Raw genomic sequence first — 26,400 nt, 5'->3', positions numbered from 1 at the left:
CCGAAAGACAAGTTCATTCCGGACGCCCCAGAAACAGCCGCCAAGCATAGCATGGCGTCTTGAGGCACAACAACCTCCAATCCGATAAATAGGGATGTTCCAGCCATTTGGTAGGGATGCGCCCCGCCTTGGCCTTGCTAGACAAGTCGTTCTAGATCATCTATTCTACTTCCATCCCTCAGGAAAGCGCATGAACACGTCATCTCGCCCATCGCCTCCGGCCGTCAAGCCGACCCCGTCCGAACTCGAAATGCTGCGCCTGCTCTACAAGCTGGGGCCCGCCACGGCCCGCCAGGTGCACGAGGCGGCCCGCGAAGCGCGGCCCGACTTGACCTATGCAAACGTGCTACGGCTACTGCAGGTGATGCACGGCAAAGGCTTGCTGACGCGCGACGAAAGCGCCCGCGCCCACGTCTACGCGCCGGCCCAGGCGCAGGATTCGATCCAGACCAGCCTGTTGAAAGACCTGATCCAGAAGGCGTTTTCCGGTTCCGGCAAGGCCCTCGTGCTGGCGGCGCTGCGCGGCGGCCACGTGACGGCGCACGAGCGTGCCGAGATCGCCGCCCTGCTGGACGAGGACCGGCTTTCCGACTGATATCCACGCTCAGCAGTGGCGCTCAAGCGCGCGTCATGTTTTTGTGATTTCATCCACACTCGTTCTACACGACGGCATTGCCAGCCGGCGGCAAGCCGTCTCGACCCGCGCCGGCACCCGAACAAAAACAATTTGGGGAGTGACATGGTGGATAGCGGGCTGGAGGCGGCCGGCATCGTCGGCGGCTTGCCGTTGCGGGATGTGATCGACTTGTTGGCGGGGGCATTCTATGTCCTGGACGAGTCGGGTTACTTCGTACTGTGGAACCGCCAGCTGGAGGAGGCCACCGGCCTGCCCTTCGAGCGGCTGGCCAAGGTCCACATGCTGGAACTGTTCGAGCCCGAGGACCGGGCCCGCGTGGCGCGCGCTTTCTGCGCCGTGTTCCAGCAGGACGAACAGGTGCAGCTGGAAATCCCGATCCGCAATGGCGCCGGCGCCACCACCCCCTACCTGTTCTGCAGCTCGCGGCTGATGATCGCCGGCGACGGCCGCTACCTGTTCGGCATGGGTGTCGACCTGACGCCGCATTACCGCCAGCGCGACAAGCTGGAACTGTTCGAGCGCGCCCTCCTCGCCGCCAGCAACGGCATCGTCATCGCCCGCCACGAAGGCCGCGACAACCCGATCGAATACGTCAATCCCGCGTTCGAGCGGATCAGCGGCTATACGGCGGCCGAGGCACTGGGCCACGATTCCCGCTTCATGGCCGCGCCGAACCTGGATGGCGACCAGCGCGAACAGCTGTCGCTGGCGATCGCGGCGCACCGCCCCGCCACCGTGGTCTTTCGCAACCAGCGCAAGAACGGCGAATTGTTCTGGAACCACCTGACGGTGACGCCGGTGCGCGACCGCTCCAGCCGCGTCACCCACTTCATCGGCATCATCGAGGACATCACGGCGATGAAGCAGCGCACCACGCAGCTGGAACACCTCGTCACGCACGACCCGCTGACGGGGCTGGCCAACCGCCTGCTGCTGCGCGACCGGCTCGAACACGCGCTGCAGGCGGCCCAGCGGGCCGACGAGAAAGTGGCGGTCGTGCTGATGGACCTGAACAAGTTCAAGGAGATCAACGACACGATGGGTCACTCGGCCGGCGACCAGGTGCTCAAGCAGGTGGCCCTGCGCCTGCAGTCGGCGCTGCGCGAGACGGACACGGTGGCGCGCCTGGGCGGCGACGAATTCGTGCTCGTGCTGGCGGGCCAGCCGAGCCTGCGCTACACGCTGAAGATGATCGACCGGGTGCGCCGCGCGATGGCGCCGGAGATGGAGGTGGACGGCCGCCTGCTGTCGGTGGGCGCCAGCATGGGCGTGGCCGTCTGGCCGGACGACGGCCGCACGGCCGGCGAGCTGCTGCACGCGGCCGACACCGCCATGTACGAGGGCAAGCACGGCGGCCCGGACGCGGTGCACTTCTATTCGCAAGGCATGGCGCAGAGCACGGCCGTCAAGCAGCGCATGGAACAGGCGCTGCGCGAAGCGCTGGAACGCGACGACCTGTACCTGCTGTTCCAGCCGCTCGTCTCCGTCGAGACGGGCAAGATCCTCGGCCTGGAAGCACTGCTGCGCTGGCGCCACCCGGAACGAGGGGAACTGCTGCCCGCCGACTTCCTGCCCGAAGCGGAGGAAAACGGCCTGATCGTGCCGCTGGGCCGGCGCGTGCTGGAAGACGTGTGCGCCACCTTGCGCCGGCTGTCCGACCTGGGCTACCCGGACCTGCCGATCTCGATCAACGCGTCCAGCCGCGAATTCAGCCAGCGCGACTACCTGCCCCACCTGGCCAGGCGGGTTGCCCACCATGGCGTGAAGCCGTCCAGCCTGACCCTGGAGATGCGCGAGGAACAGCTGATGACGGACCCGGAGCAAGCCACCCGGCTCGCCAACGGCTTGCAGGAACTGGGCATCCGCCTGTCCGTCGACGAATTCGGCGCGGGGCTGAACAACCTGTCCTGCCTGCGCAAGCTGCCGGTGAGCCAGCTGAAGATGACGCGGGCGCGCGTGCGGGAAATCGAAGGCGACGGCGCGCTGACGAAGACGATGCTCGACATCGGCCACAACCTGAACATCCGCGTCGTGGCGACCGGCGTCGAAACGCGCCACCAGCACGACTTCCTCGCCGCGCACGGCTGCAGCAGCGTGCAAGGCAATTACATCAGCCAGCCGTTGACGGGATTGGCACTGGAGCAGTGGCTGGTGGCGCACTGAGGCGCCACCGCACCGTTGCGCTTACCGGACCAGCCGTTCGTCCATGAACGCGCGGAAATCAAGGTAGAGATTGGTATGGCGGCGACGGCAGTAATCGCCGTCCCTATCGTATTCGCTGACCTTGCAGCTGGGCGTCAGGACGAGCATTTCAGACGCCCCTTTCCCCGGTACTTTCATGACCGACATGCCAACCTTGCCGACGTCGGTCGGGTTATAGGTTTCGATCACGGTATCCGTTGCAACCTGAATTTTCTGATCCGCATTCTGCGCGACAAATACCTGGGCCAGCGCAAAAGCCTTCGCACACATGGCCTTGTCCTGGCAATAAATGATCGCACGCTGGCGCGCGGCGACCTCGGCAGCAATCGCCGCGGCCCGGGCCTCGGCATTCTTCGCGTCCCGCTCCGCTTTCGCTTTCGCATCCGCTTCCGCCTTCGCCTTGCGCTGCTCATCGACGCGCTGGCGCGCCGCCTCGCTGAAGATGCCTTCCGGCGGCACATTGACGATGACGCCATCCTTGAGCTCATAGCGGATCGACCCGTGAATCGTGCCATCGTACTTCTGCGCATTGCCGCGGCGCCATTCCACGAAGTCCGGGCCGGTGATGCTCGGCGGGATGCCAAGAATTTCAACGGCCTGCGCGACCGTCATCCCGTTCTGGACCCGATTCGCACTGAGCCGGGCATTCTTGTAGCTGGTGGCCGCGCAGCCGACGAGCAGGCACGCCGCGATCAGTGCCAAGAGCAGTCGTTTCATATGAATTCATTAGAAAATAGAGATTCCCAAAGTATATATTTATTACCAATTTAAAACTATCGATCTGATTCCTCAGCAGCGCTCGCTTGCTCTCCCGTATCATCTGCTGATCGGATTGCCCAGAGACTCTTTTTTGGAGGTGTGATGAAGGTTTGCATTCCACTGCGCGCGGCAGCGCTCGCGCTGGCCGCCACGACCGTCCACGCGGCGCCGGCCGCGCCCCCCGTCGACGTCTTCATCGGCACGGCCGGCGACGGCCACACCTTCCCCGGCGCGGCGCGGCCGTTCGGCATGGTGCAGCTCTCGCCCGACACGCAGGTGCGCCACTTCCGCCAAAGCTATCCGTGGGCTTCCGGCTACCGCCACGACGACCAGTCGATCCTCGGCTTCTCGCACACCCACTTTTCCGGCAGTGGCCACTCGGACCTGGGCGACGTGCTGCTGATGCCATACAGCGGCGAGACGAAGCTGGAACCGGGCTACCCGGAGCGGCCGTTCTCCGGCTACCGCTCGCGCTTTACGCATGCGGACGAGAAGGCCGAGCCGGGGTACTACGCCGTGCGCTTGCAGGATCACCGCATCGACGTGGAGCTGACTGCCAGCGAGCGCGTCGGCCTGCACCGCTACCGCTACGCGGCCGGTGAACCGGCGAAGGTGTTGCTCGACCTGCGGCAAAGCATCTACGACTACGCCAGCAAGAATCTGTGGGCACGCCTGCGCATGCGCGACGCGCAAACGGTGACGGGCATGCGCGAGACGCGCGGCTGGGCGCCCGGCCGGCAGCTGTACTTCGCGGTGCGCTTCTCGCAGCCGATCGCAGCGCGCCAGCTGCTCAACCGCGAGGAAGGCGTCGAGTACAAGGGCTTCGCCCCGCCGGGCAAGACGCCGGCCGACAAGGTGCTTGTCGAAGGCAAGGCCCTTGTCGGCACGTTCGAGTTCGCGCCGCCGCCCGGCAACGCGCTGCTCGTGAAGGTGGCGCTGTCGCCCGTCAGCGAGGACAACGCGATCGCCAACCTGGACGAGATGCCCGGCTGGGACTTCGACGCCGAACGTGGCCGCGCGCGCGATGCGTGGAACACGGCGCTGTCGGTCGTCGACATCGACGCGCCGGAACCGATGCGCAAGATGGTCTACACGGGGCTGTACCACGCGCTGCTGGCACCCACGCTGTTCATGGACCGCGACGGCAGCTACCGCAGGCCCGACAACGCCGTCCACAAGGCGGATGGCTTCCGCTTCCATTCGACGTTCTCGCTGTGGGATACCTACCGCGCGCTGCACCCGCTGCTGACGCTTCTCGCGCCCGAGCAGCGCAACGCCGACTTCGTGCGCTCGCTGATCGCGTCGCGCCGGCACAGCCCCTACGGCATCCTGCCCGTGTGGCAGTTCCATGGGCTGGAGACATGGTGCATGATCGGCTACCACGCCGTGCCGGTGATCGCCGACGCCTACATGAAGGGCATCCCGTTCGACGCGGACGAGGCGCTGGCCGCGATGACGGCAAGCGCCGAATACGGCCCGTACGGCGGCCTGGAACACTACATGAAGCTCGGTTACGTGCCGATCGACCTGGAGCCGGAAGCGGCATCGAAGACCGTCGAATACGCGTTCGACGACTGGACCATCGCCCGCGTGGCCGAGAAGATGGGCAAGCGCGACGTGGCCGCACGCTACTTCAAGCGCGCGCAGAACTGGCGCAATGTGTTCGACCCGAAGACGGGCTTCGTGCGCGCCCGCAAATCGACGGGCGAATTCCGCACCCCGTTCAATCCCGTGCAATCGAACTTCGGCAGCGACTACACGGAAGGCAGCGCGTGGCAGTACAGCTGGTATATGCCGCACGATAACGCGGGGCTGATTCACATGCTGGGCGGCGACGCGGGACTGGTCGCGAAGATCGACCAGGTGTTCGACGCCAAGGTCGACGAAGCCGTGTACGCGCACATGGAAGACATCTCGGGCCTGATCGGCCACTACGCGCACGGCAACGAGCCGTCGCACCACGTGGCCTACCTGTACAACTACGCCGGCGCGCCGTGGAAGACGCAGGCGCGGCTCGCGCAGATCGTCGCATCGCAATACTCGGACAAGCCGGATGGCCTGTCCGGCAACGACGACCTGGGCCAGATGTCCGCCTGGCTCGTGTTCACGGCACTGGGCTTTTATCCGGTGGCGCCGGGCAGCAACGAATACGTGATCGGCCGGCCGTTCGTCGAACGGGCGACGTTGAACCTGCCGAACGGGAAACGCTTCACTATCCGGGCGGAGAACTTGTCGCCAGCGAACGGCTACATCGGCAAGGTCACGTTGAACGGCCAACCGCTGGCGCGCAGCTTCCTGCGCCACGACGAGATCGTCGCCGGCGGCGAACTGGTGTTCATGATGCAGGCGGCGCCAAACAAGGACTGGGGCAAGGACCGTTCGGCACGGCCCTACACGCAGACGCCCTACCGCTGAGCCCTGCCCGCCCCGTCAGGCGGGCTTGAACACGAGCTGCGCGGCGGCGCGCAGCTTCGGATACACGAGCGGCACGGTGAGCATCGTGCTGCCGACCGCCATCAGCAACAGCGCGGTAAACGTCTCGTTGGAGATGATCTGTTTGTCCAGCAGGATATTGGCGAAGATGATCATCACGAGGCCCTTGGTCTGCAGCAGCCAGCCCATCACGGACGACTCGGTGCGGCTCCATCCCAGCAGGCGCCCGGCCGCGTGCGTGCCGATCAATTTGCCGGCCGTCGAGGCCAGCAGCAGCACGGCGGCCGCGACGAACACGGCATAGCCGCCCACGGCCCAGTTGGTACGCAGGCCCGTGCTGAGAAAGTACACGGGCATCAACGTCAGCAGCAGCACCTGGCGCATCTTGTCGAGCTTTTCCTCGCCGAACCACTCGGCATCCATCACGGCGCCCGCAAGGTACGCGCCGACCATGAAGTGCAGGCCGGCCCAGTCGGCCGCGAACGAGCATACGCACAGCCAGATCAGCGCGACAAACCAGCGATCGCGTTCCTCCAGGCGTTCCATCAGGCGGCGGAACAGCATCGTCACGGGCACGAACAGCACGATGAACCCGATCTGCCGCCCTACCCGCTCCCATTCGAGCAGGATCAGCGCCAGCACGCCCCAGATCAGCAGGTCGTCGAGGCTCGCATACCGCAGCACGCGCTGGCCGAGCGGCTGGCGCAGGATCTGCAGTTTTTCCATCAGCATGATCAGCACGGGCAACGCGGTGACGGCACAAGCCATCCCGACGCCGGTCACGAATTGCCAGCTGGCCGCCTGCGCACCAGCCCAGCCGTCGAACGCCAGCATGCCGGCCGCCGCCAAAGAGCCCAGCAGCAGCGGCGTGCCCAGCGCAAGGCCGGCCGTGATCGTGCTTTCGCGGCGGTGCTGCCAGGCCTTCTTCAAATCCAGCTCGATCCCGGCCAGCATCACGAACAGCATCACGGCCCACCACGCAAGGCCGTTGAGGCAGTTGATGACGGCCGGCGTGAAGACGAACGTGTAGTACTCGGGGAACGCCTTGCCCATGATGCCGGGGCCGAGGATGATGCCGGTGACGGTCTGCACGACCACCAGCGGCGCCCAGTAGTCCGTATCGCCGAGCCGCCACACCAGATAGGGAATGCCGACGATGGCCGTCATCGCGATCAGGAACAGTTCGGTGGTACCCATGTGCATCGTGCTCTCCTATTACCCGTCGCCGCCTCCCGACTTCCGGTGGCCTGGCTGGCGTGACGAAAAATTGCGGTCGAACGATACCAGATGGGCAAGCGCGTGAATACTGCCGGGACAAAATGAGACAGTTTCGCGAGGCGCGTGGCTAGCGGCTCATCTGCAGCGTGATCGCCACGTTGAACGGGCCGTCTTCCGGGTAAGCGCTGAACACCCACTTGGCGTACGGCTTGCCGTCCAGCTTGAGGCGGTACGCAACCCGCAGCAGTTCGGGATTGCCGGGCACGTCCTCCTGTTCGAACGTGAAGCGCGTGGTTGGCGGCGGCAGCATCTTCGCCAGCGCCGCGCGCGTGGCTTGCGGGTCGTCGCTGCGGGCGAACAACGTGCACATCGGCCTGCCACGCTCGACGACGAGTGCCGCTTCGCGCGCGGCATACGCGTCGCCATCGGCACCGTTACGCAGCAGCTTGGCCTTGTGCTCGGGCAGCGCAACGACGAAGCCGCGGCCCTCGGCGGCGATACGCACGGCCTCCAGGTTCGCCTGGGCACTCATGCACGTACTCAGGAACGTCGTCACCGGCAGCTCCGGCGCCATCGCGGCGGCATCGGCCGCCAGCCCCAGGGCCGCCACGCAGCCGGTCCACAGATATCGCATCGTTCCTCCTGTTGTTGAAATTCGTCGCGACACTATACGCGACGGCAGGGTGAGGCCCGCCTGAACGGTGCTCGCCATCGCGAGCCGGCGGTGTACGATGCCACATCGACTACTTCACCTTATCGCCATGCTCGCCGAAACCATCGCCGTCCTGCGCCACGTCGTGCTGTTCGCTTTCAAGGAAGACGCCTCCGCCGAGACCGTGGAAGCCGTCGTCGCGGGCTTCGCCGCGCTGCCCGACGCCATTTCCGAAATCAACGGCTACGAATGGGGCACCAACGTCAGTCCGGAAGGCCTGAACGACGGCTTCACGCACTGCTTTACCTTGACGTTCGCCAGCGCCGAAAGCCGCGACGCCTACCTGAACCATCCCGCCCACGTGGCATTCGTGAAGTCGCTGGGCCAATGCCTCGAGCGCTCGCTGGTGCTCGATTACTGGGCCAGGCTGCCGGCCGGGCCGGTGGAGGAGCAGGCTGTGATCAACGCGACGGTATCGTAAAGGATTGGGGAGCTTCCCTTGGGCCAGTGAGGAACGCGGTCAGCGAGCCGATTGGCATGCTCTTCACCCAACGGCGTAGATCGGGGGTCAGACCCGCCGGGTCTGACCCCATCATTTGACTGTGGTTTTGCCCTTCGCTCAACGGCATCAATGGCAGCAGCCGATCAGGCGGAAGATATCAACACGACAATCGGCATCCGCCAAAAAAAAGCGGGCCGAAGCCCGCTTTTCGCCATGCCGTAACAGCCGAGAATTACTTGCGATCCTTCAGCGGCGGCACGTCGCGTACCGGCGAGCCGACGAACAGCTGGCGCGGGCGGCCGATCTTCTGTTCCGGGTCGGCGATCATCTCGTTCCACTGGGCGATCCAGCCGATCGTGCGGGCCATCGCGAAGATACCGGTGAACAGCGAGACCGGGATGCCCAGCGCGGATTGCACGATGCCCGAGTAGAAGTCGACGTTCGGGTACAGCTTGCGCGACACGAAGTACTCGTCGTTCAGCGCGATCTTTTCCAGTTCCATCGCCAGCTTGAACAGCGGGTCGTCCTGCAGGCCCAGTTCGTTCAGCACTTCGTGGCAGGTTTCGCGCATCAGCTTTGCACGCGGGTCGAAGTTCTTGTACACGCGGTGACCGAAGCCCATCAGCTTCACGCCGGAGTTCTTGTCCTTGACCTTCTCGATGAAGGCCGGGATGTTGTCGACCGAGCCGATTTCCTTCAGCATCGTCAGTGCCGCTTCGTTCGCGCCACCGTGCGCCGGGCCCCACAGGCAGGCGATACCGGCAGCGATACAGGCGAACGGGTTGGCGCCCGACGAACCGGCCAGGCGGACGGTCGACGTCGACGCGTTTTGCTCGTGGTCGGCGTGCAGGATCAGGATGCGGTCCAGCGCGCGCACCAGCACGTCGTTGACCTTGTACTCTTCGCACGGGTTACCGAACATCATGCGCATGAAGTTCGCGCTGTACGACAGGTCGTTGCGCGGGTACATGAACGGCTGGCCGATCGAGTACTTGTATGCCATCGCGACCAGCGTCGGCATCTTCGCGATCAGGCGGATCGCGGAGATCTCGCGCTGCTTGGCGTCGTTGATGTCCAGCGAGTCGTGGTAGAACGACGCCAGCGCGCCGACGGTACCGACCAGCACCGACATCGGGTGCGCGTCGCGGCGGAAGCCACGGAAGAAGAACTGCATCTGCTCGTGCACCATCGTGTGCTTCGTCACAGTGTCGACGAATTCGGCCTTCTGCTTCTCGTTCGGCAGTTCGCCGTTCAGCAGCAGGTAGCAGGTTTCCATGAAGTCGGCCTTCACGGCCAGCTGTTCGATCGGATAGCCGCGGTATTGCAGTTCACCCTTGTCGCCATCGATGTAGGTGATCGACGAGTTGCACGCCGCGGTGGACATGAAGCCCGGGTCGTACGTGAACTTGCCGGTGGCGCCGTACAGCTTGCGGATGTCGATGACGTCCGGGCCGACCGTACCCTTGTAGATCGGGAATTCGATCGGAGCGCTGCCGTCCGAGAACGACAGGGTGGCTTTGTTTTCAGAAGTGTTCATGGCTCTTCCTTTTGGATGAGGTGCGGCTATTAAAAAAAATCAGGCGCGGCGCAGACGACCAAGCAGTGCATGCACGTGTGGCAGGTCGAGCTCACCTTGCGGCTCGCTGCGCGCCAGCACCAGATCCATCAGCGCATTGTCCGACAAGTCGAGGAGCCGCGTGAGTGCGTCCACTTCCTCGTCGGTCAATTCCGTTTCGTGCGCATCGAGAAAACGGGTCAGTATCAGATCGTTTTCCAACAGACCCCGGCGGGCGCGCCAGCGCAGGCGGGCGCGGTTCGCGGGGTCGGCTTGATGCGTACGCGAAGTCTCGTTCGGCGTATTCTCGCTCATCGCTTAAATCGCGCGGCGGACCATCAGTTCCTTGATCTTGCCGATAGCCTTGTTCGGGTTCAGGCCCTTCGGACAGACGTCCACGCAGTTCATGATCGAGTGGCAGCGGAACAGGCGGTACGGGTCTTCCAGGTTGTCCAGGCGCGCACCGGTGGCTTCGTCGCGCGAGTCGGCGATGAAGCGGTAGGCTTGCAGCAGGCCGGCCGGGCCGACGAACTTGTCCGGGTTCCACCAGAACGACGGGCACGACGTCGAGCAGCACGCGCACAGGATGCACTCGTACAGGCCGTCGAGCTCTTCGCGCTCGGCCGGCGACTGCAGGCGTTCCTTCTCCGGCGGGATCGAATCGTTGATCAGGAACGGCTTGATCGATTCGTACTGCTTGAAGAACTGCGTCATGTCGACGATCAGGTCGCGGATCACCGGCAGGCCAGGAAGCGGGCGCAGCACGATCGGTTCCGTCAGTTCGTTCAGGTTGGTCGTGCAAGCCAGGCGGTTCTTGCCGTTGACGTTCATCGCGTCGGAACCGCACACGCCTTCGCGGCAGGAGCGGCGCAACGCCAGCGAATCGTCCACGTCGGACTTGATGCGCTGGATCGCGTCCAGCAGCATCTTGTCGGTGTCCTTCAGCTCGACCGTCAGGTCCTGCATGTACGGCTTGGCGTCCTTGTCCGGGTCGTAGCGGTAAATCTTGAATTTGAGAGTGCGTGCCATGTTCTTGAGGCCCTTGCTTAGAAAGTACGTGCTTTTGGCTTGAAGGTTTCCACCGTCAGCGGCTTGGTGATGACAGGCTTGTACTCCAGGCGATTGCCTTGGGAGAACCACAGCGTGTGCTTCATCCAGTTTTCATCGTCGCGGTTCGGGAAGTCGCTGTGCGCGTGCGCGCCGCGCGATTCCTTGCGTGCGACGGCGGACGTGATCGTGGCCTTCGCCGTCTCGATCAGGTTGTCCAGTTCGAGGGCTTCAACGCGGGCCGTGTTGAACACCTTCGACTTGTCCTTGAACGACACGTGCTTGCGGCGCTCGTCCAGCTTCATGATTTCGTCGAAGCCCGACTGCAGCAGCTCGTCGGTACGGAACACGCCGCAGTACTTCTGCATCGTGGCGCGGATGTCGTTCGCCACGCCCTGCACGCGCTCGCCGCCGGTGGAGGTTTCCAGGCGGTTCAGGCGGTCCAGTGCGAAGTCGGCTGCGTCTTTCGGCAGGTCCTTGAATTCCTTCGTGTCCAGCTTCTGCGCGACGACGTGGTTGCCGGCCGCGCGGCCGAACACCACCAGGTCCAGCAGCGAGTTCGTGCCCAGGCGGTTCGCACCGTGCACGGACACGCAGGCGCATTCGCCGATCGCGTACAGGCCGTTGACGACCTTCTGCGAGCCGTCGCCGGCCGGCGTGACGACCTGGCCGTGGATGTTGGTCGGGATACCGCCCATCTGGTAGTGGATGGTCGGCACGACGGGGATCGGTTCCTTCGTCGCATCGACGTTGGCGAACTTGTGGCCGATCTCCAGGATCGACGGCAGGCGCTTCTCGATGGTTTCCTTGCCGATGTGGCGCAGGTCCAGCAGCACGTGATCCTTGTTCGGGCCCACGCCGCGGCCTTCCTTGATCTCCTGGTCCATCGAGCGGGACACGAAGTCGCGCGGTGCCAGGTCTTTCAGGGTCGGTGCGTAGCGTTCCATGAAGCGCTCGCCCTGCGAGTTGATCAGGATGCCGCCTTCGCCGCGCACGCCTTCGGTGATCAGCACGCCCGCGCCGGCCACGCCGGTCGGGTGGAACTGCCAGAACTCCATGTCCTGCAGCGGCAGGCCGGCGCGTGCCGCCATGCCCATGCCGTCGCCGGTGTTGATGAACGCGTTCGTCGACGCGGCGAAGATACGGCCGGCACCGCCGGTGGCGAAGATCGTCGTCTTCGCGTGCAGCATCATCACTTCGCCCGTTTCCATTTCCAGCGCGACCACGCCCAGCACGTCGCCGTCGGCGTCGCGGATCAGGTCCAGCGCCATCCATTCGACGAAGAAGTGGGTGCGTGCGCGGACATTACGCTGGTACAGCGTGTGCAGCAGCGCGTGGCCGGTACGGTCGGCCGCGGCGCAGGCGCGCTGCACGGCCTTCTCGCCGAAGTTCGCGGTATGGCCGCCGAACGGGCGCTGGTAGATCGTGCCGTCCGGGTTGCGGTCGAACGGCATGCCGAAGTGTTCGAGCTCGTACACGACCTTCGGTGCTTCGCGGCACATGAATTCGATGGCGTCCTGGTCGCCGAGGTAGTCGCCACCCTTGACGGTGTCGAACATGTGCCAGAACCAGTTGTCTTCGGCCATATTGCCCAGCGAAGCGCCGATGCCGCCCTGCGCCGCCACGGTGTGCGAACGGGTCGGGAAGACTTTCGACAGCACGGCCACGTTCAGGCCCGCTTCAGCCAGTTGCAGGGAGGCGCGCATGCCGGAACCGCCGGCGCCGACGATCACCGCGTCGAAGCGGCGGGTAGGGATTGCAGATTTGATAGCTGCCACGATTTAAACACTCCAGAGGATCTGCACCGACCACACGGCGCAAGCCACCAGCCAGATGGCGGAGGCGGTATGCAGGATGAAACGAACGGCGATATTCTTGATGTAGTCCTGGTAGATGCTGACCACGCCGATCCAGGCGTGGTAGAACAGGCCGATCAGCGTGGCAAGCGTGAACAGCTTGAACCACGTCTGGGCGAACAGGCCGGCCCAGCCTTCGTACGAGAAGTTATTGCCGGTCAGGAAAGCGACCAGCAGCACGACGGTGTACACGGCCATCACGACGGCGGTCGCGCGCTGCGCCAGGAACTCACCCAGGCCATAGCCGGCGCCCACGACGAGGCGCTTCGATCCGATATTGTTTTTCATTTCTTAAAATACTCCGAACAGTTTCAGTGCGACGAGCAGCGTCACTGCCAGGCTGATGACCAGTACGGTGACGGAAGTCTTGCGGGCGGAATCCTTGTCCAGGCCGATGTGGGTATCCATGACGAGGTGGCGGATGCCGGCGCAGAAGTGGTGCATGTAGCCCCAGACCAGCGCCAGGATCACCAGCTTGGAAAATGGGTGCGATGCGATGCCCTGGAAGTGGGCGAAGGAGATTTCGGAGCGGATGCTCTCCTGCAGCAGGTACAGGATGAACGGCAGCAGGATGAACATCAGGAAGCCGCTGATGCGGTGCAAGATCGACACGATGGCCGAAAACGGCATGCGGTAATTGGATAACTCCGTGACGTGAATGTTACGGAATTCCCGTCGCTGCTTGCGCGGAGCTTCCCTGACGGCTTCAGACATGACAAACCTCCCTTTTTCTATTGCTATTTAATGAACCGCGTTGCCGAATTCGCAGTCGTGAGACTCCGATTTTCGCTTATTTCCGGGCTATGACCAATATCTATTCTTACATATAACCAAATTTATGTTGCGCCGCTCCATAGCAGCGTGACAGTGTCGGGTCGTCAGTTCAGATCGTTCTGGTAGTGGTGGCGCGTGGTCAGGTACAGGCCGCGGCGCAGCTCGACCGGCTTGTCGCCGTACGTAAACGACACGCGCTCGGCCGACAGCAGCGGCGTGCCGGGCGCGACATGGAGCAGTGCAGCATCCTCCTCGCCGGCGAGGACGGCGCGCACCTTTTCGTCGGCGCGGATCATCCGCGTGCCGAACTCGGATTCGAACAGGCCGTACATCGGCCCCTTGTATTCGGACAGCCGCTCGGCCGTCAGCCCCTTGAACAGCAGGCCCGGCAGCCACAGCTCCTCGACGATCGTCGGCACGCCGTCGAACGACTGCACCCGCTTGATGTAGACGGTGGCGTCGCCGGACTTCAGGTCCAGCAGGCGCGCCACGTCGGCCGGCGCGCGCAGGCGCTTCACTTCGAGGAAGCGGCTTTCCGGGTAATGGGGCTGGCCTTCGTCGGGCCGCAGGCGCAGGAAGCGGATGTGGGCGCGCGCCTCGTGGTGGGTCGACACGAACGTGCCCTTCCCTTGCCGGCGCATCACCAGGTTCTCGGCCGCCAGCTCGTCGATGGCCTTGCGTACGGTGCCCTGGCTGACCTTGTAGCGGTTCGCCAGTTCCACTTCGCTGGGGATCATCTCGCCCGGCTTCCATTCGCCGGACTGCAGGCTTTGCGTGATCAGTGCCTTGATCTGCTGGTACAGCGGGGAGAACGTCGGCGCCACATTCGGTTGCACCGCGCTCTGGGGCGGCTGGGCGGCCGGGGCATTGCCCGCCGCCGGATTACCCGCCGCCGAATTACCTGCCGGGGATGTCACGCCCGATGCGGGTGCAGCCGGCGCGCTGGATGTGCTGCCTGGACTGGTCTGGTTGGGCGTGACGGGATTCATAGACCGCGATTTCACCACAAAAGCCCCTGTCCGTCCAGTAATAACCGACTGAGTTATATGTCTTATATAAGACATAAGATATGATTGACAGAAGGCTATATGCAGCCTACACTCGCCGTCGATGTTAGTCCCGGCGGGGCCCGCGCGGCGCACCGGAGGGGACGGCAGACAGACGGCGATACCGAAGAGTTACCGTGACAATCCAGTAAAAATCCCTCGATAGGCTGGGCCTTCACAGGGGACGAATTTGGTATCATTGCAGTTTTATCAGGGAGCCGTGGGGCATCCACGCGGCGCTCTGGAACGAGCCCGGCAGCAATCGGGGTTCGTGACGCAAGCTTCTTTATTCCACTTTGGAGATTCATCATGGCTAAAACCCCAATGCGTGTTGCCGTCACCGGCGCCGCCGGCCAGATCGGCTATTCCCTGCTGTTCCGCATCGCCAACGGCGACATGCTGGGCAAAGATCAGCCGATCATCCTGCAACTGCTTGAGATCCCGGACGAGAAGGCACAGAAGGCGCTGAAGGGCGTCATGATGGAAATCGACGATTGCGCGTTCCCGCTGCTGGCCGGCATGACCGCCCACTCCGACCCGATGACCGCGTTCAAGGATGCCGACGTGGCCCTGCTGGTCGGCGCGCGTCCGCGTGGCCCGGGCATGGAACGCAAGGACCTGCTGGAAGCGAACGCGCAGATCTTCACGGTGCAGGGCAAGGCGCTGGACGCCGTCGCTTCGCGCAATGTGAAGGTGCTGGTGGTCGGCAACCCGGCCAACACGAACGCCTACATCGCGATGAAATCGGCACCGTCGCTGCCGGCCAAGAACTTCACGGCGATGCTGCGCCTGGACCACAACCGCGCGCTGTCGCAAGTGGCCGCCAAGACCGGCACGCAAGTGAAGGACATCGAGAAGCTGACCGTGTGGGGCAACCACTCGCCGACGATGTACGCCGACTACCGCTTCGCCACCGTGAACGGCAAGTCCGTCAAGGAACTGATCAACGACCAGGAATGGAACGCCAACACGTTCCTGCCGACCGTCGGCAAGCGCGGCGCCGCGATCATCGAAGCGCGCGGCCTGTCCTCGGCTGCCTCGGCTGCGAACGCGGCGATCGACCACGTGCGTGACTGGGTGCTGGGCACCAACGGCAAGTGGACGACGATGGGCGTGCCGTCCGACGGCTCCTACGGCATCCCCGAAGGCATCATGTTCGGCTTCCCGGTCACGACCGAGAACGGCGAATACAAGATCGTGCAAGGCCTGGAGATCGATGCATTCTCCCAGGAGCGCATCAACCTGACGCTGAAAGAGCTGACGGAAGAGCGTGAAGGCGTGAAGCACCTGCTGCCGTAATTCGCATCCCCCGTGGAACCGGTAGATCAACAAAAACCGATCCGCACAGTCCGCCGCGCCGCTGCCAGCCGCGCGGCGGCATCTTCATCCACGACTTCCAAACCGATGCACCCATCCGAGGTCTTATTCCAGGGCGAACGCCAGCCGCTGCTCTTGCCAGCCTGCGATCATTACGCGGGTTCGGAAAAGCTGATGCGCAAATCGATGGCCCTGCAACAAGAGCTTGGGCCCGTCTTCGACATCACGTTCGATTGCGAGGACGGCGCCGCCGCCGGCGACGAGGAAGCGCATGCGCGCCTCGTCGCCAGCCTGATCAACTCCGAAGACAACAAGCACAACCGCATTGGCGCACGCGTGCACGACGTCGGCAGCCCGCACTTCGCGAAGGATGTCGAGATCATCGTCGGCACCGCCAGTGCGAAGCTGGCCTACATCGTCCTGCCGAAGCCCGACAGCGTGCAGGACGTGATGAAGGCCATCGACGTCATCAACCAGTATGCGCACAAGGCCGGCCGCGCCAACCTGCCCGTGCACGTGCTGATCGAAACGCACGGCGCGCTGCGCGGCGTGTTCGCCATTGCCGCCCTGCCCCAGGTCGAGTGCCTGTCGTTCGGCATCATGGACTTCGTCTCCAGCCATTACGGCGCGATTCCGGCCAACGCGATGCGCACGCCGGGCCAGTTCGTGCACCCGCTCGTCGTGCGCGCGAAGCTGGAGATCGCGGCCGCCTGCCATGCGTACGGCAAGGTGCCGTCGCATAACGTGACGACCGAGATCAAGGACTCGGCCGTCGTCGCCACGGATGCCCAGCGTGCCGCGGCCGAATTCGGCTACACGCGCATGTGGAGCATCCATCCCAGCCAGATCAAGCCGATCGTCAAGGCGTTCACGCCGCGGCTGTCGGAAGTGAACGAGGCGGCAGCGATCCTGCACGAGGCCGAGAAGGCCGCGTGGGGTCCGATCAACCAGCACGGCCGTTTGCACGACCGTGCGAGCTATCGATATTATTGGACGGTGCTGCAGCGCGCGCGGCTGGCCGGCCTGCCGCTGCCTGAATCGGCCGCGGCGCTGCTGGCGCCGTCCACCACCGCAACGGAAAACACGTAATGTCCATCTTCAAATTCATCGCCGCCTGCAGCGCTGCGTTCGCGCTCGCCTGCGCACCGGCTGCCCAGGCAGCCCAGGAACAGGCCAAGCCGAAAGCCGCCGCCAAGAAACCGGCCAAGGCCGCGAAATCGAAGGCCAAGCCGGCCGCCGCGCCCGCCGCCCCCGATCCCGAAGCGGACGAGCCGGACGTCACGGCTTCCGCCGTCACCGACTATGACTGCGAACTGGGCAACAAGATCACGATCTACCAGAACGCGGGCGACGACGGTCATATCGCACTGCGCTGGAAGAAGCGCCTGCACCGCCTGACGCGGGTGGCGACGACGACGGGCGCGCAGCGCTTCGAGAACAAGTTCCATGGCCTGATCTGGATCGGCATCCCCGCCAAGGGCATGCTGCTGGATGCGAAGCAGAACCGGCAGCTGGCGAACGAATGCCGCAACGCCGAACAGATGAAGCCCATGGAAATGCCCCCGGTGCAGACGTCGGCCGCACCGGCGGCACCGCAGCCGCAGCTGTGAACGCGGATTCAGTCAACAAGCAACACCCTCGATCAATAACACAGACGCCCACCTGAAGGAGAGGTCATGTCAAGTAACACGTTCAACACGCTCAAGGAATTCCCGATTTCCGGCAAAACCAAGGGTAAGCTGTACTCGCTGCCCGCGCTGGAACAAGCCCTGGGCGCCAACATCTCCCGCCTGCCGGTGTCGATCCGCGTGGTGCTCGAGTCCGTGCTGCGTAACTGCGACGGCAAGAAGGTCACCGAGGAGCACGTGAAGCAGGTGGCGAACTGGGCACCGACGGCCGACCGCGTCGACGAGATCCCGTTCGTCGTGGCCCGCGTCGTGCTGCAGGACTTCACCGGCGTGCCGCTCTTGGCCGACCTGGCCGCGATGCGCAACGTCGCCTACAAGCAGGGCGCGAACCCGAAGAAGATCGAGCCGCTGGTGCCGGTGGACCTCGTCGTCGACCACTCCGTGACGATCGACCACTTCCGCGAGCCGAAGGCGCTGGACCTGAACATGAAGCTGGAATTCTCGCGCAATAACGAGCGCTACCAGTTCATGAAGTGGGGCATGCAGGCGTTCGACACGTTCGGCGTCGTGCCGCCGGGCTTCGGCATCGTCCACCAGGTCAACCTGGAATACCTGGCTCGCGGCGTGCACAACGCCAACGGCGTGTACTACCCTGACTCGCTGGTCGGTACCGACTCGCACACGACGATGATCAACGGTATCGGCGTGGTCGGCTGGGGCGTGGGCGGCATCGAGGCGGAAGCCGGCATGCTGGGCCAGCCCGTGTACTTCCTGACCCCGGACGTGATCGGCGTGAACCTGACGGGCCAGCTGCGCGAAGGCTGCACGGCGACCGACCTGGTGCTGACCATCACCGAGATGCTGCGCAAGGAGAAGGTCGTCGGCAAGTTCGTCGAGTTCTTCGGCGAAGGCACCGAGTCGCTGTCCGTGACGGACCGCGCCACGATCGCCAACATGGCACCGGAATACGGCGCGACGATGGGCTTCTTCCCCGTCGACGACAAGACGATCGACTACTTCGAAGGCACGGGCCGCACGAAGGAAGAGATCGCCGCATTCCAGTCCTACTTCAAGGCGCAGAAGATGTACGGCGTGCCGAAGGCCGGCGAGATCGACTACACCCGCGAACTGCACCTGGACCTGGCAACGGTGACGCCGTCGCTGGCCGGCCCGAAGCGCCCGCAGGACCGTATCGAAATCGGCAACGTGAAGTCCACCTTCACCGACCTGTTCGCCAAGCCCACGTCGCAGAACGGCTTCAACAAGGATCCGGCCGACCTGACCAACACCTACGAGACCACCAACGGCGTGCAGGTGAAGAACGGCGACATCCTGATCGCCGCGATCACGTCGTGCACGAACACGTCCAACCCGAGCGTGCTGCTGGCCGCCGGCCTGCTGGCCAAGAAGGCCGTCGAAGCGGGCCTGACGGTTGCGCCGCACATCAAGACGTCGCTGGCCCCGGGCTCGCGCGTCGTCACCGAGTACCTGACGGCCGCCGGCCTGCTGCCGTACCTGGAAAAGCTGGGCTTCGGCGTGACGGCTTACGGCTGCACCACTTGCATCGGTAACGCGGGCGACCTGACGCCGGAACTGAACGCGGCGATCCAGACCAACGACATCGTGGCTGCCGCCGTGCTGTCCGGTAACCGTAACTTCGAAGCGCGTATCCACCCGAACATCCGCGCCAATTTCCTGGCCTCGCCGCCGCTGGTCGTCGCCTACGCGATCGCCGGCAACGTGACGCGCGACCTGATGACCGAACCCGTGGGTAAAGGCACGAACGGCCGCGACGTCTACCTGGGCGACATCTGGCCGACCTCCGACGAGATCGCCAAGCTGATGAAGTTCGCGATGAACTCGAAGGTCTTCAAGGAAAACTACGCTCAAGTGAAGGGCAACCCGGGCGCGCTGTGGGAAGCCGTGTCGTCGACCGAAGGCCAGGTCTACAACTGGCCGGAATCGACGTACATCGCCGAGCCGCCGTTCTTCGAAGGCTTCGAGATGACGCCGAAGGCCGCCGGCGGCAACATCACCGGTGCCCGCGCACTGGGCGTGTTTGGCGACTCGATCACCACCGACCACATCTCCCCGGCCGGCTCGATCAAGGAAGACGGCCCGGCCGGTAAATGGCTGAAGGAAAACGGCGTGATGAAGGCCGACTTCAACTCGTACGGCTCGCGTCGCGGCAACCACGAGATCATGATGCGCGGCACGTTCGCCAACGTGCGGATCAAGAACAAGATGATCCCGCCGAAGGCCGACGGTTCCGCAGTCGAAGGCGGCATCACGATCCACCAGCCGTCCGGCGAACAGCTGTCGATCTACGACGCGGCGATGAAATATGTCGCGGCAGGCACGCCGACGATGATCTTCGGCGGCGAAGAGTACGGCACCGGCTCGTCGCGCGACTGGGCAGCCAAGGGCACCCAGCTCTTGGGCGTGAAGGCAGTGATCACCCGTTCGTTCGAACGTATCCACCGTTCCAACCTGGTGGGCATGGGCGTGCTGCCGCTGCAGTTCATCGGCAACGACAGCGTGGAATCGCTGGGCATCACCGGCAAGGAAACGTACGACCTGCTGGGCCTGGACGGCGAGATCAAGCCGCAACAGCTGGCCACGCTGGTGATCACCCGCGAAGACGGCTCGAAGCAGGAAGTCAAGGTCCTGCTGCGCATCGACACGCCGATCGAAGTGGACTACTACAAGCATGGCGGCATCCTGCCGTTCGTGCTGCGCCAGTTGCTGGCCGCGTAAGCTGTTCGCGGGCCGATAGCGCCCGCTTTCACCCAAGACCCAACCCCTGGGGTCAGACCCGTCGGGGCGCAGCAGGGATTTCGGAGTGCACAGCACTCCGCCTGCGCAGCAGCGCTGGCCTGCAGGCCAGCGCTCCTCCCTGACCCCGGCCTCTGCCGTTGGGTCTGCTCTCAGACGCCGGCATCCCCGGCGTTTTCCATTTCCGCCGATCCTTGCCGAATCAACTACAATACGCTTGATAAGCTTTTTACTACTACCGAGATTGTTAGCGCTATGCGTCGCCCATCCAAAGATTCATCCCACAAATTGTCTGCCGACAGCCAGCGCCTCTCCATTCTTGCCCAGGCCGTCGGCCAGGCTGCAAGCCGCCTCGAAGAGCGCAGCTGGGAGCGCACGCTGGATGCGCAGCTCGTCAAGCTGTTGAAGACGGGCCACCAGGACACCGTCGATGCCGCGTTGAACAGCCTGTTCGCGGTCGACCTGAACGCTTACGACGTGCTGATGGACAGCGTGGAAGCCGTCAGCGAATCGGCCACCATCGCTGTCGAGACGGACGGCGCGCCGGCCCAGTACGACGTGCTGCTCGTGGCCGCGCCGATCCTCGCGTGGACCCGCTTCTCGATCGCTTCCGGCACCATTCCCGCGGATATCCTGAACACGCTGTCGGCCCACTTCTCCGCCCACCTGCTGGCGGACGGCACGAAGATGGCGATGGCATCGAACCTGTTCTCGATCGACCAGCTGCCGCGCACGCACGCGGAAACCTTCGCGAAGATGCACAAGCTGGCCCAGGCCGCCGTGAAAGGCGTGGCCGTGAAGACGGACGTGAAGCCGCCGGAGACGGCGCCATTCCTGGCCGATACCCGCTACCTGATCGCGGCCATCGTTGCGCCGGCCGGCGGCCCGATGTTCCGCTGGCAGATGCCGGCCGCGCACCAGCACCAGGCGGACGAGCGCCGCAACGCGCTGGAAGCATGGCGCACCCAGGCGACGCCGACGGTGGCGCGCCTGCTGCCCGGCTGCGGCATCGAGCTGCTGCTGCCGGAAGCGTATTACATGGCATGCCGCGAAGCGGACAAGCTGATCCGCCCCGTGTCGATCCGCGCCGCCGTGCACTACCTGACGCACTCGCTGGCCTGCGAACCATCGGACCTGCGCGCTGTCATCGCCGCGTTCGGCGACGAAGCGACGGACGGCCAGGTCGACGAATACCGCGTGGCGTTCACGCGCCGCGCCGACAGCGACGTGATGTACGGCGTCGTCTGGCCGCTGTACGGCCAGGAGGACGAGGAAGGCACTCCGCCGGAAGGTCCGATCGCCGGCGGCCTGGCGAACCTGCTGCAGCCGCGCACGCCCGTCGAGGAGATCGTCGAGCAACTGAACGCGGCCGGCGTTTCCGTCATCAAGAAGTTGGCCGAGCGCTACGTGGCCGAGTACTGCGACGATTGCGGCGCCCCGCTGTTTGCGGACCCGGCCGGCGAGCTTGTGCATGCCGAGATGCCGGAGGATGCACCGGCCGGCACCGAGCACTTCCACTGACCGGTCGTCCGTCCCAACAAAAAACCTCGCCGCGGCGAGGTTTTTTATGGCTGCTGGCGAGCCAGTTAGATAGGAGAACCCCAAAAGCAACCCCCGGGGTCAGACCCGGCGGGTCTGACCCCAGCCTCTGCCGTTGGGGGTTAACCCGGCGAGCGGCGCGCTAACATTACCGCGTCATATTGCTGTCGCCGGACGTTTCCTTGCCATTGCTGGACTTGCGGCTGTCTGTGCCGGCCGTGCCGTGGCCGGACGTGTCGGCCGCATTGCTCTTGTCGCGCCCTGCCCGGTTCGCCGTGCTGCCCAGCGGCGCGGGATCGACGCCGGGCGTCGGCCGCACCTTCCTGCTGGTCTTCGGCGCAGTGCCGGTCGACTCGCGCCGGCCGTCCTTGCTGTCGGCGGAGCTGCTGTTGGCCTGCGTGTCCTGCAGCCCCACGCTGCCGGGCTTGTTCTTCAGCGCGTCGCCGGAGGTCGACTGCGCGTGGGCGCCGCCGGCCAGCGCCGTCAGTGCCGTCAGTGCCGCTGCGATCAATGATGTACGCATGCTGCCTCCTTGTCTGTGGTCAGCGTCTTGCGCTGGTGCCGGTGGTGTTGCCGCGCGTGTCGCCCGTGCCGCTGTTGGCGCCGTTGCTGGTGCCGCTTTGCATGCGCGAGTCGTCGTCGCCCTCGCCGGACGTCTTGCCCGCTTCGGAACGGCCGGACGTCATCGTGCCGGTGGGCGAACCGCGCTTGTGGAATGGCGCGCCGACGCGCTTCCTGCCGCGCTCCTTGCTGTCGACGTTATTGCCGGTGGAGCGGTTCTCGACGGCTTCCGGCTGGCGTTGCGGGTCGGTGGAAACGGGCGGGCTGGTCTGCGCCGAGGCGGCGCCGGCCGCCACGGCAAGCAGCGCCGCGATGATGGTTGTACGCATGGGATCCTCCCGAATGAGCTGATCCCAGCTTACCGGCCGCGCCGCGCGCACGGCATCGGCGGGCAGAGCCCGTGCGGGTCGGACAGCTCCTACCGATCGCTACCAGGCCGAGTACGGATGCGCGATCAGGTTCGAGTTCAGGTAGCGTGCATCGTGCGTGACTTCGTCGCCCACCCAGCCCGGCTTGTCGAACGACGCGTCCTCGGACGGTAGCTCGATCTCGGCCACGATGAGGCCCGCGTTCGCGCCGAGGAACTCGTCCACTTCCCACACGAAGCCGGCATACGGGATGCGGCGGCGGTATTTCTCGATGATCGGCTGCTCGCACAGCCGGTCGAGGAACTCGGCCGCATCGACCATCGGCAGCGGGTATTCCCACTCGCCGCGCGACACGCCGACAGCCTTGCTCTTGATCGTCATGACGGCATGGTCGCCCTCGATGCGCACGCGCACCACGCGCTCGGGATGCGACGACAGGTATCCCTGCCGCAGGAGGACGGGCTGGCCTTCGTTGCGCCAGCCGTCCCCGTTGACGAGGAACTTGCGTTCGATCTCGACGCCCATCAGTCGTCCAGCGACAGCAGGATCGGCTGCAGGATCGCGGCGCCCAGCGCGGCGCTGCGCGCGCCGTTCCAGCCGACGGACGGCACGGGCAGGTCGGCGTTGTCCTTGAACGGCATCTCGAGCGTCAGCGCGAGGCAGCCGAAGTGGTGGCCGATGTACTTCGACGCCAGGGTCAGCATGTCTTCCTTGTACTTGCTGATGGGGTAGCCGACCTTGTCCTGGAAGTCCGGGCTGGCGGCCTTGTAGCGCTCGATGAAGTTCTTCTGCGCGGCGGCCTGCTCGGGCGTGAACTTCTCCAGCATCTCGTTGCCCGCCACGAAGTTGTACGGCAGCGCTTCATCGCCATGGATGTCGAAGAACATGTCGACGCCCGTTTCGTGGATCTTGTTCTTCACGCACAGCACCTCGGGCGAGCGCTCGAGCGTAGGCGTCATCCATTCGCGGTTCAGGTTGGCGCCGGCCGCGTTGGTGCGCAGGTTGCCGCGCACGGAGCCGTCCGGATTCATGTTCGGCACGATGTGGAACACGCAGCGCTGCAGCAGCTTGCGGGCGATCGGGTTGGCGTCGTCGAGCAGCGCGTCGATCAGGCCTTCGATGAACCACTCGGCCATCGACTCGCCCGGGTGCTGGCGGGCGATGAACCAGATCTTCTTCTCGGCCTCCGGATTGCCGATCGTGACGAGGTTCATGTCGCGGCCGTCGACGGTGGAACCCAGGTCCAGCACGCGAGCGATCGGGTTCTCGGCCACCTCGCCCAACAGGCGCAGGTGGCGCTCCCACGAGTACGGCTCGAAGTAGGCGTAGTAGACGCTGTCGAGGTCCGGCGTGTGCTTGATCGTCATCACGTCGCCATCGAACGACGTCGGCACGCGGAACCAGTTCTCGCCATCGTAGCTGGCCACCGCGTTGTAGTCCTCGAAGCCCTTCGCGTAGGTGGCCTGCCCCGCGTTCAGGAAACGCAGCGCCAGCGCCTGCCCGCGCGCACCCTGCACGCGGAAGTGGAACCACTGGTGGATGTCCGCATGCGAATCGCTGCGCAGCTTCAGCTCGATATTGGCGGAATTCTCCGCGCTCACGACGTCGATCGCGCCGGAGTCGAAGTTCTGACTGATTTTAATGGTCATTGTTGTCCTGGAATCCGATGGGTTTGGATGGGCGTATTGTCCCCGGTTTGAGTCCTGAATGCAAAAAAGCAGACCAGTGGCCCGCTTTTTTGACATTACTTACTGTTCAGCCCGTGTCACTGGTGCCAGGCACCAGTGACACGGACTCAGCAGCCGCTCTGGGTGAATTTGTCCCCTGGTGCCAGGCACCAAGGGACATTTTACGGCTGAGTCCGTGTCTCCTGGTGCCAGGCACCAAGGGACATTTTACGGCTGAGTCCGTGTCTCCTGGTGCCAGGCACCAAGGGACATTTTACGGCTGAGCTCGTGTCAACGGTGCCTGGCAGTGGGACCATGGTCCCGCGGACACAAGCTCAGCCAGTGCGGCCTCAGGCGACGTTGCGGCCGCGTTGCTTCAGCGCGGCGCGCACGCCGGCGCCGTAGGCTGGGTCGGCCTTGTCGAAGTGGGCCAGCTGGCGCAGGACGATGTCGTCCGGCACTTGCGACAGCGGGCCGGCCAGGTTGGCGAACAGCGCCTGCTGCTCGTCCGCCGGCAGCAGGCGGAACAGGTTGCCGGCTTGCGTGTAGTCGTCGTCCGTGCCGCGTGGGTCGTAGATGCCCGCCGGGCCGTTCAATGCCAGCGCCGGTTCGCCGTGGCCCAGGCCTTGCACGCCCGTACCGCCCGCTTGCACCGTCGCGTAGTTTTGCTCGGCACCGCCGTTCGCGAAGGCCATCGCGCCGTCACGCTGCTGGTTGTGCACCGGGCAGCGCGGTGCGTTCACCGGCAGGTACTGGTGGTTCGTGCCGACGCGGTACAGCTGGGCGTCGTGGTAGGCGAACAGGCGTGCCTGCAGCATCTTGTCCGGCGAATAGCCCATGCCCGGGACGACGTTCGCCGGCGACAGCGCGGCCTGCTCCACCTCGGCATGGTAGTTCACCGGGTTGCGGTTCAGTTCCAGCACGCCAACTTGCTGCAGCGGGAAGTCCGCGTGCGGCCAGACCTTCGTCAGGTCGAACGGGTTCCAGCCGGTGCGCTGCTCCCATGCGGCCAGTTCGGCTTCCGTCGCCGCCTGGATCGACACGGTCCAGCGCGGGAACTCGCCGCGGGCGATCGCGTTGAACAGGTCGCGCTGCGCGTAGTCCGGGTCTTCGCCGGCGATGCGCACAGCGTCCGCGGCGGTCAGGTTCTTGATGCCCTGCTGCGTCAGGAAGTGCCACTTCACGTAGACGCGTTCTCCGGCATCATTGATCAGGCTGAAGGTGTGGCTGCCGAAGCCGTGCATGTGGCGGTAGCCGTCCGGCGTGCCGCGGCTGGAGAACAAGGTCGTCACCTGGTGCAGCGATTCCGGGGCCTTGCTCCAGAAGTCGAACATCATCGTCGCCGACTTCAGGTTCGTTTGCGGGTCGCGCTTTTGCGTGTGGATGAAGTCGGGGAACTTGATGCCGTCCTTCAGGAAGAACACGGGCGTGTTGTTGCCGACCAGGTCCCAGTTGCCTTCTTCCGTGTAGAAGCGCACCGCGAAGCCGCGCGGATCGCGCTCGGTGTCGGCGCTGCCCTTTTCGCCGCCCACCGTGGAAAAGCGCAGGAACGTTTCGGTCTGCTTGCCGATCGCCGAGAACAGCTTGGCCTTCGTGTACTTGCGGATGTCGTGCGTGACGGTGAACGTGCCATAGGCGCCCGAGCCTTTCGCGTGCACCACGCGCTCAGGAATGCGCTCGCGGTTGAAGTGCTGCAGCTTCTCGAGCAGGTGGAAGTCCTGCAGCAGCAACGGGCCGCGCGGCCCTGCGCTGGCCGAGTTCTGGTTGTCCGCGACGGGAATGCCGGATGCGGTGGTGATTGGCGGCTGGCTCATGTTTTGGCTCCTGTGTGGTGTGAACGTGAAGAAATTCTACGTTGCCATCG

The 26,400-nt window shown here is 64.6% G+C and carries 24 protein-coding genes; 9 read left to right on the top strand and 15 right to left on the bottom strand.

The genetic code is table 11. The features are described from left to right. The first annotated feature begins 190 nt into the window (after positions 1-190). Together IP92_RS14080 and IP92_RS14075 are read left to right on the top strand one after the other, a co-directional pair. Positions 191-595, top strand: a complete 405-nt coding sequence (locus tag IP92_RS14080) for a BlaI/MecI/CopY family transcriptional regulator (RefSeq protein ID WP_145875832.1) — start codon at positions 191-193, stop codon at positions 593-595. A gap of 144 nt (positions 596-739) precedes the next feature. After that, a complete protein-coding gene (locus IP92_RS14075) occupies positions 740-2,800 on the top strand; it encodes a putative bifunctional diguanylate cyclase/phosphodiesterase (RefSeq protein ID WP_145875830.1) in 2,061 nt (686 codons plus the stop codon). Positions 2,801-2,821: 21 nt separating this feature from the next. Here the strand turns inward: IP92_RS14075 and IP92_RS14070 are convergent, their stop codons facing one another. Beyond that, entirely contained in the window at positions 2,822-3,556 is a 735-nt protein-coding gene (locus tag IP92_RS14070; RefSeq protein ID WP_145875827.1) for a hypothetical protein, read from the bottom strand. Positions 3,557-3,700: 144 nt separating this feature from the next. Between IP92_RS14070 and IP92_RS14065 the strand changes: the two genes are divergently transcribed. Then, positions 3,701-6,013, top strand: a complete 2,313-nt coding sequence (locus tag IP92_RS14065) for a GH92 family glycosyl hydrolase (protein WP_145875825.1) — start codon at positions 3,701-3,703, stop codon at positions 6,011-6,013. Positions 6,014-6,028: 15 nt separating this feature from the next. On the opposite strand, the gene IP92_RS14060 is transcribed toward IP92_RS14065, so the two are convergent. Together IP92_RS14060 and IP92_RS14055 are read right to left on the bottom strand one after the other, a co-directional pair. Next, positions 6,029-7,228 carry a cation:proton antiporter gene (locus IP92_RS14060; protein WP_371860937.1) on the bottom strand — a complete coding sequence of 400 codons (1,200 nt, stop codon included), beginning with the start codon at positions 7,226-7,228 and terminating at the stop codon, positions 6,029-6,031. A gap of 148 nt (positions 7,229-7,376) precedes the next feature. Beyond that, the gene (locus IP92_RS14055; RefSeq protein WP_145875821.1) at positions 7,377-7,883 is read right to left on the bottom strand and encodes an NMCC_0638 family (lipo)protein; all 507 of its coding nucleotides are present in this window, start codon (positions 7,881-7,883) and stop codon (positions 7,377-7,379) included. A 127-nt stretch (positions 7,884-8,010) separates the two neighbouring features. Here IP92_RS14055 and IP92_RS14050 point away from each other — a divergent pair, with 127 nt between their 5' ends. After that, entirely contained in the window at positions 8,011-8,382 is a 372-nt protein-coding gene (locus IP92_RS14050) for a Dabb family protein (RefSeq protein ID WP_199271916.1), read from the top strand. 253 nt (positions 8,383-8,635) lie between these two features. Here IP92_RS14050 and gltA read toward each other — a convergent pair whose 3' ends face one another. The 7 genes from gltA to IP92_RS14015 form a co-directional block, all read right to left on the bottom strand. Continuing rightward, a complete protein-coding gene (gene gltA / locus IP92_RS14045; RefSeq protein ID WP_145875816.1) occupies positions 8,636-9,940 on the bottom strand; it encodes a citrate synthase in 1,305 nt (434 codons plus the stop codon). Positions 9,941-9,979: 39 nt separating this feature from the next. Then, positions 9,980-10,273: an FAD assembly factor SdhE gene (locus tag IP92_RS14040; protein WP_145875813.1), complete on the bottom strand. Its 294-nt coding sequence runs from the start codon at positions 10,271-10,273 to the stop codon at positions 9,980-9,982. 3 nt (positions 10,274-10,276) lie between these two features. Further along, on the bottom strand, positions 10,277-10,987 hold the full coding sequence (locus IP92_RS14035; protein ID WP_145875811.1) for a succinate dehydrogenase iron-sulfur subunit: 711 nt from the start codon (positions 10,985-10,987) through the stop codon (positions 10,277-10,279). A gap of 17 nt (positions 10,988-11,004) precedes the next feature. Further along, on the bottom strand, positions 11,005-12,783 hold the full coding sequence (sdhA, locus tag IP92_RS14030) for a succinate dehydrogenase flavoprotein subunit (protein ID WP_145875808.1): 1,779 nt from the start codon (positions 12,781-12,783) through the stop codon (positions 11,005-11,007). 3 nt (positions 12,784-12,786) lie between these two features. Then, entirely contained in the window at positions 12,787-13,149 is a 363-nt protein-coding gene (gene sdhD / locus IP92_RS14025) for a succinate dehydrogenase, hydrophobic membrane anchor protein (protein WP_145875806.1), read from the bottom strand. 3 nt (positions 13,150-13,152) lie between these two features. Continuing rightward, complete coding sequence (sdhC, locus tag IP92_RS14020; RefSeq protein ID WP_145875804.1) at positions 13,153-13,575, bottom strand: succinate dehydrogenase, cytochrome b556 subunit; 423 nt, start codon at positions 13,573-13,575, stop codon at positions 13,153-13,155. A 164-nt stretch (positions 13,576-13,739) separates the two neighbouring features. Next, positions 13,740-14,624: a UTRA domain-containing protein gene (locus IP92_RS14015; protein WP_145875802.1), complete on the bottom strand. Its 885-nt coding sequence runs from the start codon at positions 14,622-14,624 to the stop codon at positions 13,740-13,742. A 366-nt stretch (positions 14,625-14,990) separates the two neighbouring features. On the opposite strand from IP92_RS14015, the gene IP92_RS14010 reads away from it, so the two are divergent. From IP92_RS14010 to IP92_RS13990, 5 genes are all read left to right on the top strand, one after another. Further along, on the top strand, positions 14,991-15,980 hold the full coding sequence (locus tag IP92_RS14010; RefSeq protein WP_145875799.1) for a malate dehydrogenase: 990 nt from the start codon (positions 14,991-14,993) through the stop codon (positions 15,978-15,980). 105 nt (positions 15,981-16,085) lie between these two features. Beyond that, the gene (locus IP92_RS14005; protein WP_145875797.1) at positions 16,086-17,087 is read left to right on the top strand and encodes an HpcH/HpaI aldolase/citrate lyase family protein; all 1,002 of its coding nucleotides are present in this window, start codon (positions 16,086-16,088) and stop codon (positions 17,085-17,087) included. Continuing rightward, positions 17,087-17,608 carry a lysozyme inhibitor gene (locus IP92_RS14000; protein ID WP_145875795.1) on the top strand — a complete coding sequence of 174 codons (522 nt, stop codon included), beginning with the start codon at positions 17,087-17,089 and terminating at the stop codon, positions 17,606-17,608. Before IP92_RS14005 ends, IP92_RS14000 begins: the two co-directional genes overlap by 1 nt. 66 nt (positions 17,609-17,674) lie before the next feature. Next, a complete protein-coding gene (acnA, locus tag IP92_RS13995) occupies positions 17,675-20,383 on the top strand; it encodes an aconitate hydratase AcnA (protein ID WP_145875793.1) in 2,709 nt (902 codons plus the stop codon). A gap of 273 nt (positions 20,384-20,656) precedes the next feature. After that, the gene (locus IP92_RS13990; RefSeq protein ID WP_145875791.1) at positions 20,657-21,922 is read left to right on the top strand and encodes a DUF2863 family protein; all 1,266 of its coding nucleotides are present in this window, start codon (positions 20,657-20,659) and stop codon (positions 21,920-21,922) included. Between the two features lie 166 nt (positions 21,923-22,088). Here the strand turns inward: IP92_RS13990 and IP92_RS13985 are convergent, their stop codons facing one another. The 5 genes from IP92_RS13985 to IP92_RS13965 form a co-directional block, all read right to left on the bottom strand. Then, on the bottom strand, positions 22,089-22,463 hold the full coding sequence (locus IP92_RS13985) for a hypothetical protein (RefSeq protein ID WP_145875789.1): 375 nt from the start codon (positions 22,461-22,463) through the stop codon (positions 22,089-22,091). 19 nt (positions 22,464-22,482) lie between these two features. Beyond that, complete coding sequence (locus IP92_RS13980) at positions 22,483-22,830, bottom strand: hypothetical protein (protein WP_145875787.1); 348 nt, start codon at positions 22,828-22,830, stop codon at positions 22,483-22,485. 99 nt (positions 22,831-22,929) lie between these two features. Beyond that, positions 22,930-23,394: a CYTH domain-containing protein gene (locus IP92_RS13975; protein ID WP_145875784.1), complete on the bottom strand. Its 465-nt coding sequence runs from the start codon at positions 23,392-23,394 to the stop codon at positions 22,930-22,932. Further along, positions 23,394-24,518: a M14 family metallopeptidase gene (locus IP92_RS13970; protein ID WP_145875782.1), complete on the bottom strand. Its 1,125-nt coding sequence runs from the start codon at positions 24,516-24,518 to the stop codon at positions 23,394-23,396. Before IP92_RS13970 ends, IP92_RS13975 begins: the two co-directional genes overlap by 1 nt. A gap of 368 nt (positions 24,519-24,886) precedes the next feature. Further along, positions 24,887-26,350, bottom strand: a complete 1,464-nt coding sequence (locus IP92_RS13965; protein WP_145875780.1) for a catalase — start codon at positions 26,348-26,350, stop codon at positions 24,887-24,889. Between the last annotated feature and the right edge of the window lie 50 nt (positions 26,351-26,400).

The organism is Pseudoduganella flava (assembly GCF_007830495.1).
In the GTDB taxonomy this organism is placed as follows: domain Bacteria; phylum Pseudomonadota; class Gammaproteobacteria; order Burkholderiales; family Burkholderiaceae_D; genus Rugamonas; species Rugamonas flava.
Note: the sequence above shows the minus strand (reverse complement) of the source record. Positions and strands in the feature narration are given on the sequence as shown.